Source organism: Paenibacillus sp. 2TAB26, from assembly GCF_052115145.1.
Lineage (GTDB): Bacteria > Bacillota > Bacilli > Paenibacillales > Paenibacillaceae > Pristimantibacillus.
Map to the genome: position 1 here is coordinate 44,745 of NZ_JBFRGC010000011.1, position 19,615 is coordinate 64,359.

Consider the following 19,615-nt stretch of genomic DNA (forward strand, 5'->3'; position numbering starts at 1 on the left):
TTCCCCCCTTTTATTTATAATCCGGATTGATACCAAAAAAAATAACCGTAGTCGATAAAAATTACCGACTACGGTTATTTGCCTGCAAAATTAAATTAGAGACTGTCCGTCTCTTGTTGCCCGGTCGCACAGCCAAGGCACATGGGGCCAAGATTCCTCCTTGGCCCCATTTCAATTTTATAAACATATTTGTATCACTTCCGCGCCGTGCTAAATACCGAATAGCTTCTTGAAAATTTACTGAGCAAGCGCTGCAATCTCACCCGCAGCAAGAACTTTGTTATAAATACGGAAGTCATCCACTCGCCCATTGAGGTATGGATCATTGTACTGGGAGCGGCCGATCCAATTTTGCGTGGTAGAACCCATATGGGATGGTTTAAAAGTCATAGCGTTATTGCTCCCTACATTGACGCCGTCAACGTAGAGGCTGCCTGTTGCGCCATTTAATGTTACGGCAACATGATGCCAACCTCCTGCTGCCAACCCCGACGTACCATCGATAATTTGCTCATTCGAGCCATTGTTCTTTATTGTAAAGCGGATTTTACCATTAGCTGCGTTTTTCGGCGTGAGGAACATATAGGTAGACGTTCCGGAACCAAAATCAAAAATCCGCATCCAGTTGCTCACGGAATCCAGATAAACCCAAGCCGCAATGGTGGCATTGTCAGCATTGGAGACAACGCCGGCAGGAAGAGTGACATAGTCGTTTATCCCGTCCAGATCTACTGCGTTGCCGCTTTTTCCATCAGCCCGTGACGAGCCGCCCACAAGAATGCCGTTCCAACCGCTGCCAGTGGCATCGGCTGCCGTTGTTCCGCTTGTTTCGTCAAATTGAAGCTGCACGATAGGCAAAGTTGCACCGGCTACGCTAGAATTCGCGCTTTCATGACCTGGATTAACGGCGCTTAAGACGTAATAATACGAGGCACCGGCAGTCAAGCCTGAATCCGTATAGCTTGTTCCAAGTACGCCCGTAGCTATGGTAGTATATGGCCCGCCGCTGGCAGTTGCACGCTTGACGTTATAACTGGTGGCATTCGTAGAAGCCGTCCAGTTCAAATTCATTGTCAAACCGCTAAACGCCTTGGCTGACACGTCTGTCGGCACTGTCGGTACGGCTAATGTTTCCCCGTTCATCACACTCGTAACTTCTGATGGGCTAATAGCGCGGTTATAGATTCTAAAGTCATCAACCTGCCCCTTCAAATATTTATCTCCTGTCCATTCCGATTTCCCTATAAAGTTTCCGCTGGCGGTTGGCGCCAAATCGGAAGGTTTTATCGTCATCCCCGTATTGGTTGCTGCTTGTACCCCGTCTATATACAAAATACCCGTGCTGCCGGATAGCGTAACTGCAATATGCTTCCAAGTGTTAGCGGTTACATTACCGCCCGCTGAAATACTCTGTTCCACCGTATTGCCATTAGCGGAAATCGTAAATCGGCTTCCATTAAGCAGCATCATCATATATTTCGTTGGAGTAGCGGCAGCTACCGGCCCGGCAGTAAATAAGCTGATCGGATTAGCCGTATTACTGGACTTAACCCATGCGGCAAATGTCATACTGCTCAAATCATCCGTAATATTACCCGGCAGCGCCACATAGGCCGCATCGGTATTTGCTCCTCCGAAGGCAATGGCATTCCCGTATTTGCCTGCTATCCACGTTGCAAGAAACCCGCCATTGATCGTACCGCTATTCCCATATCCGGATGCGTCTACGGCTGCGGTCCCGCTAGTTTCGTCAAATTTATACCAGGCTATTAAGCTTGAATCCGGCATGGCATTTGAAGTCGTTGCAGAAGCAATAACCGATATGCCGGATTCCCCCAGCGCATTTACCGAAGTTACTTTAAAATGGTATGTTTTATACGATTTTAATCCTTTGCCGGCAAAGGATGTTCCTGTAATCACATCCGTATTTACCTTCGTATAAACAGCATTAACGGCGGAAGAGTCAGACATGTATACATTGTACCCTGTTGCTCCCGTTACTGCCGACCAGCTCAGGTTGATCGAGTTGTAATCCACTGTTGCCGCCGTTACGCCCGTTGGCGCTGTCGGTACGGTTGCCAATGTTTGCCCATTCATCACACTTGTAACTTCAGATAAACTTAATGCACGGTTATAGATTCTAAAATCGTCAACCCGCCCTTTCAAATATTTGTCTCCATTCCATTCCGATTTTCCGATAAAATTTCCGCTGGTCGTCGGTGCCAAATCGGAAGGTTTAAAAGTCATACCCGTATTGGTTGCTACCTGTACTCCGTCTATATACAAAGTACCCGTACTGCCGGATAGCGTAACTGCAATATGCTTCCACATGTCAGCGGTTACGTTGCCTCCCTGTGAAATACTTTGCTCCGCCGTATTACCATTAGCGGTAATCGTAAATCGGCTTCCCTTAAGGAGCATCATCATGTATTTTGTTGGCGTTGCGGCAACCGCCGGTCCGGCCGTAAATAAGCTAATCTGATCAGCCGTATTACTGCTGTTCACCCAAGCCGCAACGGTCATACTTGCTAAATTATCCACAATATTGCCTGGCAGCGCCACATAAGCCCCGGTCGTATTCGTTCCGCTAAAGGTAATCGCATTGCCATATATACCTGTTGACCACGTTGCATTCGTACCGCCGTTGATTGTCCCGTTATTCCCGTATCCGGACGAATCTGCGACTATAGTTCCGCTCGTTTCGTCAAATTTATACCAAGTATTTAAACTAGTATCTGCTACTACTTTTAATATGGCATTGTAAATCTGTCCGTTGTAGGTAGCTGTTATCGTAGCTGTACCAATACTTGCCCCCGTAACTATACCTGCCGTATCCACGGTCGCCACCGCTGGGTTAGATGAAGAGTAGCTTGCTTGACCGGTAAGATCCTGGCTGCTCCTGTCCGGATACAAGATCTTTAATACTGTATGATGCGTATCATTCACCATAATGGTATAACTGCTTGCATCCAAAGCCGGAACGCCGGTTCCTCCTGTTGTTGCCGAAACGACAGCTGACATCGATCCACCAGCTACACCTATCTGATAATAGTAAATCGAATTAGGCGTTAATCCGGTGTCGCTATAAGATTCTGCCGTAAATGGCGCGCTGTTGATCTTTGTATAAGTCCCATCCGGCGCTGTGGATCGATATACGTTATAACCAAGTGCCCCCGGTACAGCCGTCCAATTTAAATTGATCGCATTCGAGCCTTCCATCGTTGCCGCTAACCCTGTTATTCCGCCCAAAATTTTCTGGTTGCCGAGGCCGACCGTCTTAGCGGCATCAGACGTGTACAACAAAGTAGCAAGCGGATAATCTTTACTTGCAACTTCCGGCATTCTCGTCTCATAAGCATAGGCCAAATATTTATATTTTTCCCCAGTCATATCCCGTTGTTCGATATATTTATAGTAGTTATATAAAACACTGAAGTAAGCATCGATTCTGCCTCTGTAGTCTGCGTTGATCGTATTGTAATATTGATTCGTACTGCTTTGGTTTGCCCATGCAGGCGTCCATAACACATCATAACCCAGATGATACTTCAGAACATATGACGTGCCTGCCAACAACCGGTCATCCAGGAAATTGAATACATTCACCCCATTAGCGGCCGTAGACATCGTTCCATTTACCGGATCAACTTTCGTGCCTTGCGCATAGATCATTTGTGCCAATGTAGACAGTCCGGCGATATCGGCGTAAGAGTGCCCCACATCGCGTCCCATTTCTATTTCCTGGACGTGATAGTCCGACGGGTCCAATGCTGCTCCTGTTACTTCATTAGTCGTCATCATGCGCATCTGATACTTAATCGAACCGTTTCTTCCTCCTTGATCGCCTGTGGAATTCACCGTCGTTGCTTCTACGGCCTCCGCATAAAGCTGCAAGTCATTGGTAAAGATGGCTCTTGCCATCGTTCCTCCAACCGTGAATTGATGCTGATTCATAAAAAAGTTATGAGCGTTATAAGTAACGGAAAGGAGACTCATAGCATTGGTTAGATTCGCGGTATCCTCAGCGGTCCATTTCAGACTCTCCGTCTGGGTATCGGAATAGCGTAATATTTCTGCCGCGGCCGCGAGCAAATACGTCATCGTTGCAAAACGAAAGCTTGTATGTGGAACGACAGACTCGATTGCAGAATAGGTTCTTATGATATAAATGGCATTGGAACGGTAAGCTTCATCGCCGGTAATATACCACATAATCGCCTGCATGAAAGCGGTTTGAGAATCCGTATTGGCACGGGTTCCTACATAATCGCTGGGATTGGACCAATAGACGCCGTTGGCGTCAGTAAACGCCCAAGGGCCAAGAATATTGACGAATATATCATTCCCGACCTGATAATAGATGGGTGGAGTCTTGCTGGACTGCGCATCACTGGCGAAAGTATTAAATGCTGTATTCCAAGGCTCGTCGCCTGCTCTTACATGATCGCGCATATTGTCCAAATCCGCCTGTCTCATGGCAATGCCCGGATGGTGGATGGTTTCCGATATCGTGTTCCCCGAAGAATCGGTATAGGAAGCATTCACATCAACATTTTGCACCTGCGGCTTGTAAGAAGTGATCAGCGGTGAAATAGCCGCATTCGCGGTAACGCCGCTCCCCAAACCGAAATAGCTTGTTACTGCCAAAATAAAACAAAGCATACCGAAAATAATCCGATGATAGAGTTTTCTTTCCTTATAGTTAGGGAGAACCATATTATTTTCCTCCTTGGTTAGATGGATTCGAGAGAACGGCAAAACAACCCCTGTCTAACTTGGCATTCGTTTGATCCGGCTTTCTTTATAAAACAAGGGATGCCCGGAAGCAAAAATCGCAATCGGAGCATCCCTTGAAGCCGTCAAGACATTAGATGCTTGGACGGCAGCGGAAATGTTTTCTTCTAGGATGTCAATTTTCTTAATTGACGGTAACGGTGATCGTCTCGCTAGACGTCTCGCCCGCTGCATTATGCAATACGGCGCGGTATTCGAACACCCCCGGCGCCTTGCCGGTGATATTCGTGACCGCCTTTTGGGCATTCGGCGACGCTTTGCTCAGCGTCTGCGTGTCAATCAGTACTCCGTTCTCGTACAGGCGGTAATCGGAACCGTTCGTCCCCCACCACAGGTTCATCGTGACGCCATAATTCCCATCGCCGTCCCAATTGTCATGGGACAGCACCGGCTTACCCGGAGCAGCGTCAGTGACTTTGACGACACGCGGGTCGCATTTCGTCGTGCCGAAGCTGTTCCTCAGCTCACATGTATACGTGTAAGTTCCGTTCGTTTTGCCCGCAATATCCTTCTTCACGGTTTGCGCCTCCGGCGAGCTGTCCGTCAGCGTTTGTGTATGGATCAGCACGCCGTTCTCGTACAGCTTGAATTCGGTACCGTTGTTCCCCCACCATAGATTCATCGTGACGGTATAGTTGCCATTCTTCAGGCCCATGTTATGCCCATTGTTGTCGGACAGAACCGGTTTCCCCGGAGCGCTACCGGCAAGCGGTGTTATGTCGTGCAGCCACTGTGCCCAACGGACCAGCGCCGCCGCCTGTTCGGCCGTAAACACTTTGCCGCTTTGCTTGTTCACTTCCACGATATACGCTTTCAGCAGTTCGCGGGCTTCCGCGCCTTTGCGCTGCTCGGCTTTCGCTTTGGCGTTAGCCAACTGCTGCTTAAGCGATGCTGCAACCTGCTGAGACCCCGCAGCGCCGGTCTCGGCCGCGAACGTACCGGTCAACGCAGACAGGCTGTCGAATGTCGCCACTATGCTATACGAATGTACGGTCGATCCCCGGTTTCCGGCGGCATCTTCCGCTTCCGCCGTTACGTTGTGAAGGTCCGGCTCTAGCGTATATGCCTTTACATACACGAGCGGTGAATCGCACGGCGAGTAAGTCACGCCGGATTCGGAGTCCAGCGCACTGCACGTGATGCTGACCGTCTGATCGATCGTGTAAGTCTGCTCCCCGACAATAGTTGCCTGTGGAGCCGTCTGATCTAACTTGATCTCGACCGAACCCGTCTCTCCCGTATTAACGGAACGGCGGTACTGTACAAGATGCGTTCCCTCTTGATCAAAGACCAATGACGCATTATAGGCAGTCCAGGAGCTCCCGCCATTCAAACTGTATTCCGCAAAATCCGCAGGAGACAGAGTCACCGTTACTGGAGACGTATACCAACCGTTCTTGCCGCTCGGCTCGACCGGATCAATCGTTGCCGCTATTTCCTTATTGATCGTGACGTAGTACAGCTTCTCCGTTCCATCTTCTGCCGTTACTAAAATCTGAAGTATGGTGCTTTCGCCGGCAAGCTCAACATTGTGCGAGCTTCCGCTTTCCACCACAATACCGTTAATCTGTACTGTGGCCGCATCTTGGCTTGCAACCGTCGTGACATTAATGGTTGATGTGCTTGCAGGCACACTGGCAGAGTAGCTTGTTACGTCTTGTTGAAATGCCGGGATCAGCGATACTTCGCCCAATGCCAAGCTGGACAGCGTGGCATCAGATTCTACTTTTTTTCTAAAGACGGCCTTCAGATTCCAGTCTCTTGCGACATTGTAGGTCTTACCTCCCCCCAAATAACCGCCGGCATAGGTAGTCAGATTGAATACGGGATATTTTGTCCACAAATAATCAGCTGCAAGCCCGTAGCTTTCTGACGGTTCCACCCATTTCACAAATTCGTAGCCTTCGTTCGGAATCGCTACGACCGTGACGGATGTCGCATCATCGTACAAGGTCAACGAGGTACCCGCATCCGCAGGCGGCTCCGGAGCAGGCGGCAAACCGTTCGTATTAATATACGCCAAGGTCGTACCGGCTGCCGGATCATTAGCCGCTGTTGTGATCGTGTGCTCCGGCAGGTAAACCTCCAGATTATCACCAGCTTCCCCGAATACTCGCAGCTCCGAAATATTGCCGAACCAGTTGCCTCCATAAATACGCACATAACGGAAGCCTGCATCCTTATATCGATCCAATACGTTGATCGGCTGCCAAATGTTATAGCTGTAGCTTTTCGAAACCTCGGAAATCGCGCTCCATGCTATCCCGTCAACAGAAGCGCTTACGCTAACGGCTCCCGCTCTTCCAGGAAAGCCGGGACGACCCAGAATCTCGATTCGGTCCAGCTTCATCAATTTATCCGCTCCGAAATCCAACTCATAATATCCCCAACCTCCGTTACTAAACCTTACATCAGAGAAAGTAGATACTTTGCCGTCGAACAAATAATTGACTTCATTCGCATCCAGCGTATTGTCCGAGCCTTTTAAGAACGGCTTTATTTGCAAGGAAATTTCATTGGATGTGTTGGAAACTAATATTTTCTGCGAAACAACCGTATTGGTCATCGGATCCGTAAGCAGTGTCTCCGGATAGGAATAAATCGTATCGGCAGCTTTGCCATCCTCATAGGTATAATCCAGCGTAATGGCGACATAACCGGACTTCGATCCCTCATGGACCGTATACTCCGCAGTATAGGAACCATCTCCGTTCGGTATGACAGCAACGGGCTCACCCTGAATCGTCGCTTCGATATCGGAAACAGGCTCGGTTTCCTTGAATGTGAGAATGACCTTGTCCCTCGTACCCGCTCTTGGCGCAACAACAAGAGTATCCTGAACGGGAACGGCGTTCTCCACTTTCAATACTATATCCTTCAGCTTATTAACCGTTTCATATCGTTCTCCAAAAATGTGAAGATCGGCGATGGTGAACGGCTGATCCTCCGTATAATCATCTTTGTTCAATACGCCTGCGGTAAGATCTTTTAATCGGTAAAAACGGAAGCCGTTATCCTTGTATTCGTCTATGATCGAATACGTAAACCAGTCTGTCGTGTAAAGCGACATATCGTCAGAGATGCGCACCCAGTTCGTATAGTCATTGGATGCCAGAATGATTGCTCCCTCTGACCGATCCGGGAAACCGCCGTCTGCCAATATCTTCATTTCGCGCGGTTTAACCTTAAAGCCCTCGCCAAAATCGATCGTAAACATCTTACTGTCAACAATCCACCTGATTGGAACGCCAGAAGCATGGCCGTCTACCAGCGAAGCCCCGCTGACATTGGCGCTGTCCGGCGCCCCGACCGCGATGCCCGACAAATCCAGCGCTCCGTCCTCTATCAACGGATTCAACAAACGGAGTCCGCTAACAGCTGCCTTCAGAGCAAGCAACGCTTCATTCCTGTCCGCTTCGTCTCCGGATTCGATCAGGACGAGCGCCGCATCAAGCGCTTGCTTGAATACAGTAAAGCTTGACGTTTCGTACACTTGAGCGGAGTCGTAAGACTCGATCGTTTGATCGATAGCCTCTGCATAGTTGCCTGCTAGTGTAACGGTAACGGCAAGCACATTAATGGATGTGCCATTGGTAGCCGTCATATGGAAGGTATAATCGCCTGCTGGCATGGATTCCGGAATCGTTCCGGACAGTATGCCCGCGGAACTTACTTGAATATTGGCTTCGCTTGCAAACCCTGCTTCCTCCACGACAGCGTACGTAATGCTTTGCCCTGTATTGCTTGCGGAATTGGATAGGTCATATTGCATTTGCCCCGACTGGTAAGTGTCGAAATGCAGAACGTTTACGCCTCCGCTGAAGAGAGGATTTTTCACCGTTGTGCTATTTACCAGCATATGATCAAACTCCACATATTCTCCGGTCTCGCCGATGACATTGAAATAAATGATGGAGTCGGCCTGGAAGTCGGTGCCTTTCACTGTACTCAAGTTGACGATCACATATTTCCATTCCTCTCCGGTATCAGGAAGGATGACCGAAGCGAACGCATCCTTGCCATGATTGGCATGGAATTTCAAGGTCGTCATGGCATTGCTTTTGATTCGGAAAGCCAGATTGCCGTTTCGCCAGACGCCTGCACCGAAAACAACGAACCTGGAATCCGCACCTGTCGCCTCCACACGGATTGCATCGTTATTCGCATCATTTGTCCTTGTAATGCCGTCGTTAAACGGAGTAAACCTTGTCTCGAACTGATAAGGAACCGCACTGCCGTTCTCCGCAGTTACAACCGCCGGAACAGGTTGGCCTAAAGCAGCGTCGGGAATATAGAGCCACATATCGTTTACGGTCAGACCAAAAATTTCCCAAGTCCGATACATTTGTTCAGCTACATACTTAAAATCCGGATCTTCATCGCTGTAGCCTTTGTCGTATTTATAAATGTAATAGTAGTCCTCGCGTCCGCCTATACGTCCGCGTCTGTCCGAACTGATCGGATTATTGTTGCCGTCGTTAAACGGCACCTTATAGCCCATATTATATTTATAGTAGAAATTGGTTCCTTTAAGTAGCCTATCGTCCATAAAGGAATAAACGTCGACTCCATCCGCGTTCGTCGTTGCTGTACCGTCAACCGGATCAAGCAAGGTGCCTTGTGCGGCAATGGTTTGAGCCAGAATGGCCATTCCTTCAATGTTATCATAGGAATGCGGCTGATCCCGCACCATCTCCTTGACAGCCACTACCGGTTCGTCCAAAACATTCCCTTCGTGGTCGACGATAAACTCGAACATGCCGTTGGCAAAGGAGCCGTCATGATATTTTTGATCTGCAGGAGTTGCGGCATTTACGGTTGCATACTCCAACGAACGCTCGTACTCGGCCTTGTTATCCATGAATATATGGGAAGATAATTGAGCCATTATGGTCGTTTGGTGCTGGTTCATCCAATTCGTATTTCGATTCATCCAAAGCCGAAGCGGCGGTTCCAGAAAGTTTGTGCTGTAATTTTCGGAATACTCGTCCTTCCATTGCAAATTCTCGCGATTGGTGCTCGTATAACGCAGCAATTCGGCAGCCGCATTCATATAATACATTGGCGGCCCGTTGTGAATATGCGCATCGGTTACATACTTCGCCTTAGCTGGATCCAGACTGCCCCATAACAGGACGATCCGCATCGCTTTCTCCCGATAGTCGGGATCCCCTGTCATGAAATACATAATTGACTGATAGTACGCTGCAGTGGCATCCTGCGTCATTGCGCCATTAAAGAGGCTGGTGCTATAGTTGTCGTAGGTGTAGTTCGCCTCAAGTGCGTCAAAACCAGCGGACGGATTTTTATCGATTCTGATCCCGTACGATTTGGACGCGAACGAACTGGCCGCAAAGTTTTCGAAATATCCGTACCACGGCTGTTCTTTATTGCGGATATGCTCCCGTATGCGTATCAGATCCGCTGGCGCCACACTGACGGCAGGATGAACAAGCGCTGTGCCTGTATTGTTGACGAGGGTCGGCAAAGGCTCGGACAAACCTTGTATAGCTGCAAGCAATTCAGCAGCCATTGCGTCCAACTGCTCCTGCGTCGCTTCAGGGTCCACTTTCAAGTACTCCGCGCGATCGTTAACTTCCAGCAATACAGCCCAAGTTTCGTCCGAGTAGTACTGCTGGCCAACCGCAATGATTTTTCCAGCTTTATTCAGCGCGGAATCGAAATTGGACTCTTTGTAAACCCTTTCAATCTCTTCCGCGCTTAAGGAATAGTCATAAATACGGAATTCGTCAACCAAGCCGTTGAACAATGCATCGGAAGCGAATTGGCTTTTCCCGATATAGTTCAAATTCGGCGCAAAATCGCTTGGCTTGATCGTGACATTATTATTCGTTGCCTTCAATTGACCATTTACATAAAGCTTAACCGCTCCGCCTCCCAGTGTCAGAGCCACATGTGTCCATTGCCCGATTTGCAACTGAGCCGTATCGACAACTTGCTCGGCACCGCCGTTTTTAATGGCGAACCGCATAAGGCTCCCTCTTTTCGGGGTCAGGAACATATAGTTGTTTGTGCCTTTACCGAAGTCGAACAGTCTCTGCCAGTCGGCTCCGCCTTTCCAGTTCACCCATGTCGATATCGAAATGGCTTCGTAGCCTGACATCGGATGGTCGGCAGGCAGCGACACATAAGAGCCATTCAGGCTTATCGCTTGCCCGACGACCCCGTCCACGTATGAGGCGGTTCCGGTCACCGTGCCGTTCGCCGATCCGCCTGTGCTGTCGGTGTTCCCTTCAAACTCGTAAACAATCGGCTTCGGAGTACTTTCGTAAGTAGACTTCGTTACAGTCTGCGCGTAAGTAGACTCCGTAACAGACTCACCCGAACTTGCGGACTCTTCAGCATGCACAGGCAATGCCAGAGAGAACAGCATTATCAGGGAGAGCATAAGCGCTATCATCCTGCGCGATTGCGTATTAACATTTATGAATGTCATCTCGTTCCTCCAGATATAATATTTCTTCAAATTACTCTCTTGCCCTAATCAATTACAGATTGAGAAAACCTCTATTGAAGCCTTTCGAAGATAAACGACCACGTTTAGAGGTAGGTTTTATCACCAAGTAATATTTATTTTGACAAGAGAACGCTTACATAATATTGCTGCAATATATCTTCTCCGTTGCAGACTATGGGTATCGTGCAAATCGCTTACAATTCCATGCCAAAAGCTCACCTCCCGATCTATTGCATTCGATTTGAAGCGCTTTCACTTGTAGATGTAATTTACTCCTTTCTTAAACTAGTCGCATGCGGGGGATTACCGTGTCCGGTAATTCAGTTTCATTCTAATTGCATCCCCTATTCAATAGTGTTGAAACATTGCTTGAAAATGTTGGACTATTGGCATGTCATTGAGTCATGCAGTACCATTTCCTCACGTACCCAGATTCCAGTATCACAGCATGAGAAGGATGCCGCACTGAACAGCATCCTTCTCACAATTATTTATTTATTCGAATTCTATGGGGATTCTGTCGGATAACAGAGATAACGGTCATCCTTTCCTAACCCGGAACACAGTAACTGAATGCTTAGGGAACTCGTAGCTTATTTGATTACCTGACGTTAGCAAGCTCTTATACTTTGGAGCAATCTTCTTCGGCTCTTCAAAGCTGTTCGTCTCATCCAGCTCGTAACCCGACATCTCGTATATATCGATCGAAAAGTGGTCCGCATCCAAGTCTGCAAACTGAAGTTGCGACTGTACGTCCGCGCCCTGTACGTTCACGACTTTGACTATGATCTCCCCAGTTGCCGCGTCCATACTCGAAGAGCAGTACAGCGGCTCGATAACTGGTGCAAGGTGCTGGGTGTCATTGATCAGAACACCATCAATATACGTACGTATTCTACGTCCGTCTACTCGCACTTCCAGATCATACTCCACGCCGGTCTCTGCAGAGAATAAACTTTGTGTCAGACAACCTCTGTACCCGTTCGAGCCGGCGTGAATCATCGATTCCTGGTTTGAATGGCTGCCCGCTTCCCACATCACATAATTGGCGTCATCCTGATAACCGAAGTACATAATAAATCCTCTCGAACCATTTGTCCTTGTTGCCTTCATCCTCAGCGAGTAGGTTTTCAAATCCGTCTCGCCGACTACCGCATTTCGGCCTAATTCAGAGCTGAGACGCCGGTCAGCTTCCGTTTCCCCAATTACGACTTTATCCGTCATCGACTTCACTTCGCCAGTCTCGTGGTTGATCAAGCGAATATCGCGATAAACCGCTTCACAAAGATTCGCCCCTACCAACAGCTTTCCATCTAGTCGGTCTAAGTTGATTGACGGTTGGGCTGGAGCAGCAAATCCTTCGGTTTCAATGCGCAGCAAATGGTCGCCTTGATGATGCATGAACAATTGCTGAACATAGTAATTGGCCGTACCGAACACATGATGATTATTGAACCAAATCAAATCCGGTTTCCAGTCCACATAATCCACGTTGCACAGCAGCGGAGCATAACATGCCAAACCGACAGCATGAGCGTTTTTCTCGAGTCCGGTCATAAAAGCCGCTTCAACAAGTGCATTGTAATACGTATTTCCCCAGGAAGCATATTCGCCTAGAAACACTTTAGGATCATCGGCGCTGAAGGAATCGTACCGATGATAGTGAGCCAGTAACCAGTCCGGAGACTGATAATAATGTTCGTCTACGAAATCCGAGCCGTTGTCCCGCGCGGAACGCCATCCGCGTTCATATTCTCCGCCGGCAGCGAACGGACCGCTTGAATTAATGATCTTAATGTCGGGATACTTTGCTTTAATAGCTTGATGGAAATAGGTATACCGCTCAAAGAACGGCTCACCGATCTCTTCATTACCTATGCCGATATACGCCAGATTGAAGGGCTCAGGATGGCCGAGCAGCGCGCGCAAGCTCCCCCACTCGGTAGAAACATCTCCGTTCGCGAATTCAATGAGATCGAGCGCATCGTCGATCCATGGGCCCAGCTCGTCAATCGGAACATAACGCTGGCTATGCGGATCGCTTCCAGCCGGCAGAATCGGAATCGGCTTTGCTCCGATATCTTGGCACAATTGAAAATATTCCAAATATCCTAAACCCAGCGTCTGATGATATCGCCAGTTGTTCTTCCTCGGCGGTCTTTGCTCGACAGGCCCGATCGTATTTTTCCATCTGTACATGGAGTCGCGGTCCTGGTGATTTAGCGATCCGTCGTGAATAAGGCAACCGCCAGGGAAACGCATAAATTTCGGCTTCAGGTCGGCAAGCAACGTCGCGATGTCCTCACGCATTCCACCCGGTCTATTCCGAAATGTCTTGGTTGGAAACAGCGAGATCATGTCCAAATACAAGGTTCCCGTTCCCTTGGTTACAACGGCCAACCTACCGCTGAAATCAGTAGCCGAAGAAGCAACGGCGACCTCGTATTTCTTCCACTCCGAAGTGACCGCAACCTTCGTTTCGCCGTATACCGTACCATCGATCCCCTCCAGCCTTACCGTTACCGGCTCATCGAAGCTTGAACTCCGTCTGGCGTACATGGAGAACGTATACGTTTCATCTTCGCGATAAGGCAATCCCGAATTGAAGCCCAAATTTTTAATGCCTACGCCATCCCCAGGCTCTATAATCTCGACCGCAACGTAATGAGGGTTACGGGGATGGATTGGATGCGCCTGCTCTATGCGTATGCTGCTCTTTCCTCCGCCCAGCTCGACCATCTCCCATGCCGATAAGCCGTCATAATCAGGCCGATCAATCGGATCGAATTCGAATGAACGGTTTCTGACCATCTCGGCATACAGCCCTCCATCCGCCGCATGATTAATGTCCTCAAAAAATATGCCGAACAGATCGCCCAAAGCGGCCCCTTGCTCTTTTGTATATATCGAAATTGTTCCTGTTGTACTCATTATCCTCTTCCCTCATCTCGCATATTCTTCTTATTCCTTGACGAAAACGATGTTGCGTACATAATCGTTCATAACAAGATTCCGATGACCGTTTCCTTCCACGCGTTCATTCCCGATCCGCAAGTTATCGAATAGGATGCCATCTACGACGCGTTCATCATCAAAGCCGTGAATACGGGAAGGGTGAGGCGTTCTGCCTGCGTAATGAATGTCCCGAAATACGACATTTTCGATTCGATTGCCTGGCAAGGGATTATAATCTTCATTCTGAACGACGCGGATATCGAACAATTGCCCCTGCTCGATCGCTTCGACGCGAATGTTCTCGAATACGACGTTCCGGATCGTATTCCCGTCTCCCGCATTAATCGCCATAGCTCCCCAATAATTAGGTTGAAGCTCGTGGTGCTCAAGAATATCTATATTTTCGAATCGAAGTCCTTCGATGATATCGCCGTTGCGGCCATGATCACCATGCGTGCCAATCATGATCGGATGCGCAACATCCGCCCAAAGAATGGAATTTCGCACCGATACCTCTCTTGTATCACCGTAGAAATCCCAACGCGAGCCGTAGACTGCTATGCAATCGTCCGAATTCCGCATGAATATATCATCGATGTTAATCTGTTCGCTTGACATGATATCGATTCCATCCGACCAGCCTCTCGTACTGAACGACTTGAAGTTCCGGATCGATATCCCGCGCGACTTACCGATAAATACGCTGTAATGAGGAGGGTCGATGACTGTAATCCCTTCGATTGCAATATTCTCTGAAAAAATAATCCGAACGCCCCGGAATGCCGAAAATCGATGGAAATCGGCAAGGTAAACAATCCCCCTTCCCCGTATGGTAACGTCTCGCACATGCTCGCATAAGATCGAGCCGACTAGGATAGCCCCGCCTGCGAGATAGACCGTCTTGCCTGACGAAACGGGAAGCACCGTCTCTTCGATATAGTGCATGCCCGGAGCGAAATACAATATATCTGGAGCTTCACGTTCGTTGTTACGGTCATTGAACTGCCGCAATATATCCGGCAAGCGATGAATCCCTGGCTGAATCGCGAGTACATTCGGATCGTCAGGATTTGGCGCATCCTCCTCAACGGGGTTCGCAAATAAATGCAAATTGCTGAATCGTTCGCCATTGCATTCGATAACAAGCTTCCTCGGTCCATCCAGCGTCAATCGAATCGTGTCCTCTTCGACTTCATAACCGAAAGAATAGGACAGAGGTCGAATAACCGTCTCCTTCAGTTTCCCACGCCGAAATGTAATTTCCGTTTCTACAGTCCCTTCCATATCGAAACTGGCCATGGAGGCTTCCCGCACATCGTGCATATCAACCTTCACCTTATAGACAGGCACATGCTGCCAATCCCCGCCGGAAACCCGCACCTTTACTTTAAAATAATCGAGTAAAACCGCCCCCCTCGGGGCATCATAAGTTACCACGCTGTTCACTCGCTATACACCTCGTCCATTCTTTTTGTTGAAAGCGCTTTACAATTATCATATATAAATTGTTTCCGATAGAGTATTTAGCCCAGTTAGGGAAATATGGACAATTTACAGTTTGATACGCGATTTGTCGAATGGCACTAACGATCGTCCATGTTCTTCTAATCTATATCGATAGAAACGAAAGAAAAAAAATCCCGTCGATAACGGGATTCGAAGATCAAATATAGGTTGATGTCCGATAGCTGCTTGGGGTCGTTCCCTTCGCGCGCTTGAAAATCCGGCTAAAATAAAAATAGTCGCTATATCCCGACTGCTCCGCAACCTCATTGATCGGCAGATCCGTTTCTGACAATAGGCGGCATGCGTATTCCATTCTCAGCGCTGTTACATATTGCGTAAAGGTTGTATTCGTTTCCTTCTTAAACAATTGACTGATGTAATTGGCATTGACATTAAAATGCTCCGATAAGAATGAAATCGTAAGCTCTTCACGATAATGCTCGTCAACATATTCCAATATGCCTTTAAATGATCTGTTCCTTACTTGCTGCGTTCCCCCAATGTTCCGAACAGCCTCTTGACTCTCTTGGATGATCCCAGCGGCTAGCAGCATTTTCTTCAGCCGCTCCGTATGTTCCAGAGCTCCCGCTTCCAGATACTCCAGGATATCCGCATCTTTGTATTTTTCATTATCCTTAATGATCTTTGAGGCTTTTTTGAGAAATCCGGATATTTCGAATTCGTCGAACGGCTTCAAGCAATAACCGAAAGCGCCGTAGTTGATTGCTTTTTGGGCGAGCGCAAACTCTGCATATCCGCTGAGCACGATGACCAGCGCTCTAGAAGAAACATCCTGTAACTGCTTGATAAGCTCCAATCCGCTAATCCCTGGCATTCGAATATCGGTAAAAACAAGGTGAGGTTCGATTGCCTGGATCGCATCGAATGCTTCCAACCCGGTTAATGCGAAACCGGATACTTGGAAACCGTATGCCTCCCAATCGACGCTTGCGATCAAGCTTTTAATAACAAGTTCCTCGTCGTCAACCAGAAACACTTTATACATCATCATCTCTCCCAAGCGGTAGGCTTATGATTACCGTCGTTCCGGCGTCGCGTTTGCTTGAAATCGTTATACCGTACGCTTCGCCAAAGTTCAATTTGATTCGATTATTGACGTTGACCAGACCGATATTCGTCCGCTGATTATCCGTCATATCCAGAATAACCGACAATTTGTACTTCAGTATCCGAAGCTGTTCCTGATCAATGCCCGCACCATTGTCGGCAACGGAAAGGATAAGCATCTCCTCGAATTGCTCGACAATAATCTCAAGAAGTCCTCCTTTACCGGTCCGCGGTTCAATGCCGTGAAAGATAGCGTTCTCAACCAGCGGCTGCAGGATCATCTTGGGAACTTTGCAGGATAACAAGTCCTCTGGAATGCGATATTGGACATTAAGTCGGTTGACAAAGCGGATTTGCTGAATGTGTATATGGCTTTTAACCAATGTTAACTCTTCCTGAAGCGTTACGAAATCTGTGCCTTTGATGCTGTATCGAAAAACGAAAGCGAGAGCCTTCGCCATATGAAAGATTTTATCCGAGCCTTCTTCAACTGCCATGCCTTTGATCGATTCCAACGTATTATATAGAAAATGCGGATTGATCTGGCTCTGCAAAAATGCCAATTCGGACTGCTTCTTTACAAGTTCGGCTCGATAAAGCTTCGTATTGCTGTCAACCAGCTGCCTGGTCAACATATCAATCTCATCCAGCATACGATTGAAATCGCTTGCCATGCTGCTGATTTCGGCATACCCCTGCAGGCTGATGCGATTGTTCAAGTTGCGAAGATGTCCAAGCTTGAAGTCATTCATGAATCGCATCAGTTTTTTCAGAGGCATCAGTATATTATTAACGACAAGCAAGAATGGGAGAGACAGCACCAGCAAGGATATGAACAGAATCAGCAACGATTGCTTGCGGATATCTTCCAGTCCACGCAGCAATTCACTTTTCGGCAGATTGAACACGAGCTCTCCCCCAATATCGGGAATCTCCCCCCTCTGCATATAAAAACTAGAATCCGAATTAACGGAACTGATCTGTGTATAAGGCGTGCCGGTCTTTACGCCATTCACATTGGAATAAAACACATTTCCGTTGCGGTCGAGCGCGTAAAGCTTGCTCCCTCCCATCTTATCCATGCTGGGCGGCGATCCCAATATTACCTTAGCATCCAGAACAATCATAATAACGCCGAATTTCTTATCGTTCCCGAAATCAATCGTCGAATAGATGGGGCTTCCCACAATAAAAACATCCCTGGTGATGTTATTAATTCGCATCTTTTGCACGCCGGTAAAGTTAAAAAATTGATTTATTGGTATTTCATCCATAAACGGCTTCAAATTATTGACGTCTCCGTTCAAATTAAACGTCGTGCCGTCGACGCCGATCAAAGCAATATCCAGTATGCCGTCTTTCATATTCCTCATGTCTGCCATATAGCTCATCAATTGCGTATATTGCGTATACTTTTTGACGGGATCCTTCTCATTCAAATACGGCTGCACGATCTTAGGATTGTAGGCAATGCTTAGAAGGATCCGCTTGACTGCGTCGCTGTTGGCAGCTATGGTCCGATTAATTTGAGCAATCATTTCCTTATGGTATTCGCTGTTTTTCTTCTCGACGACTTCAGCCGCTTTCAAATAATTGGTATATACGATGACCAAGACAATAACGATTATAATGGCTACTAGAACGGAAAGTTGAAACCCGATCGGGAAGCTCTTCAAAGCTTTCCTGCTTCTCACGAACTGCATGCTGAACATCTCACCACAACTCCTTATCAGTCATACCCTCCATGATGGCATTATGGATCAATAATTGCAAAAGTAAAAGTTTATGTCGTTGTACAGGAGCTTACCGACAAAAAACAGGAATAGGCAGCGTCGCTGTCCATCCCTGTTCTATTAATCATGTCTAATACTCCGAAGGCTTCTTTTGGAAACACTTCAGTCTTTCGTATTCCTCCATCGTAATGATCAGAATGGTACCGTGCTTGAAGCCATACGGGAATTTAAAGGTTTGATCTGACCGAACGAATTGCCCGCTTGCCAGATTGTCCGCGATAAACGGTACATATCCTTGTCCCTCAGCCGAGGCGCCATAGAAGTCCAGGAACAAGCACCATCTTCCGTCTTCCAATTTAACCGCCGTTGGAGCCTCGTATAGTCCGGCTTCGACATTCTCCATACTCTTGTCAAACGCATCTACTCTCTTGAAAGGACCCGTTAAATCGTCCGACGCCATTAAAATAATTTTGCCGGGATTTTGTTCGCTCTTTAAAAACATATAATAGCTTCCGTCTTCCTCGTACATCGCGGAGTCGATGATACCGCTGTCTTCTTTTTGATACAATAATTGCGCTTGTGTGAATGATTTAAAATCTTTGGTCCGGGAATAATAAATGCCTTTGAATCCATAATTATTGCTGCTATGGGCTGAAGACCAATGAATAACGTAATCATCACTCTTATTATCATATATAATATCCGGTGCCCACAAACATCCGAAATCTTCATTGCCGAGCTTGATCAGCCTTTGCTCCGACCAATGAATCAAATCGTCGGACTCCCATAGAGACAGACATTTGCTCCCGTTTCGGGCGGCTTCGGACCAAGAATGGTTATATTGATTCAGCATCCCATATGACAAACTTAAATCCGTTGCCAGAATAACGAACTTACCTTCCTTTGTTCTCGTTATCGTGAAATCTCTGACTCCCTTGTCTCCGTAATAACTCCATAACACGGGATTCCCATCATTTACTTTCTCCCAGTTAAAGCCGTCCTTGCTGACACCAAAATAAACCTGCTCGCCATCCGGTGTTCTCTTTTCTTTAAAATGCACAAATAAATACGCCTGCAAAGT

The 19,615-nt window shown here is 47.7% G+C and carries 7 protein-coding genes; all 7 read right to left on the reverse strand.

Features of this window, described 5'->3' with window-relative positions:
- Nucleotides 1-237: 237 nt before the first annotated feature.
- The 7 genes from AB4Z50_RS14320 to AB4Z50_RS14350 all read right to left on the reverse strand — a co-directional run bounded on the left by AB4Z50_RS14320 (nucleotide 238) and on the right by AB4Z50_RS14350 (nucleotide 19,612).
- On the reverse strand, nucleotides 238-4,716 hold the full coding sequence (locus AB4Z50_RS14320) for a LamG-like jellyroll fold domain-containing protein (protein WP_441879916.1): 4,479 nt from the start codon (nucleotides 4,714-4,716) through the stop codon (nucleotides 238-240).
- A gap of 202 nt (nucleotides 4,717-4,918) precedes the next feature.
- Nucleotides 4,919-11,251, reverse strand: coding sequence for a LamG-like jellyroll fold domain-containing protein (locus AB4Z50_RS14325; protein ID WP_441879919.1), 6,333 nt, complete (start codon nucleotides 11,249-11,251; stop codon nucleotides 4,919-4,921).
- A gap of 561 nt (nucleotides 11,252-11,812) precedes the next feature.
- A complete protein-coding gene (locus tag AB4Z50_RS14330) occupies nucleotides 11,813-14,203 on the reverse strand; it encodes an alpha-L-arabinofuranosidase C-terminal domain-containing protein (protein ID WP_441879922.1) in 2,391 nt (796 codons plus the stop codon).
- 30 nt (nucleotides 14,204-14,233) lie between these two features.
- Nucleotides 14,234-15,673: a glycosyl hydrolase family 28 protein gene (locus AB4Z50_RS14335; RefSeq protein ID WP_441879925.1), complete on the reverse strand. Its 1,440-nt coding sequence runs from the start codon at nucleotides 15,671-15,673 to the stop codon at nucleotides 14,234-14,236.
- Between the two features lie 217 nt (nucleotides 15,674-15,890).
- Complete coding sequence (locus AB4Z50_RS14340; RefSeq protein ID WP_441879928.1) at nucleotides 15,891-16,739, reverse strand: response regulator transcription factor; 849 nt, start codon at nucleotides 16,737-16,739, stop codon at nucleotides 15,891-15,893.
- Nucleotides 16,732-18,495 (reverse strand): sensor histidine kinase, encoded by a 1,764-nt coding sequence (locus AB4Z50_RS14345; protein WP_441879931.1) that lies wholly within the window; start codon nucleotides 18,493-18,495, stop codon nucleotides 16,732-16,734. The genes AB4Z50_RS14340 and AB4Z50_RS14345 overlap by 8 nt, the downstream gene beginning before the upstream one ends.
- Nucleotides 18,496-18,664: 169 nt before the next feature.
- Nucleotides 18,665-19,612 (reverse strand): glycoside hydrolase family 43 protein, encoded by a 948-nt coding sequence (locus AB4Z50_RS14350; protein ID WP_441879934.1) that lies wholly within the window; start codon nucleotides 19,610-19,612, stop codon nucleotides 18,665-18,667.
- Nucleotides 19,613-19,615: the final 3 nt, after the last annotated feature.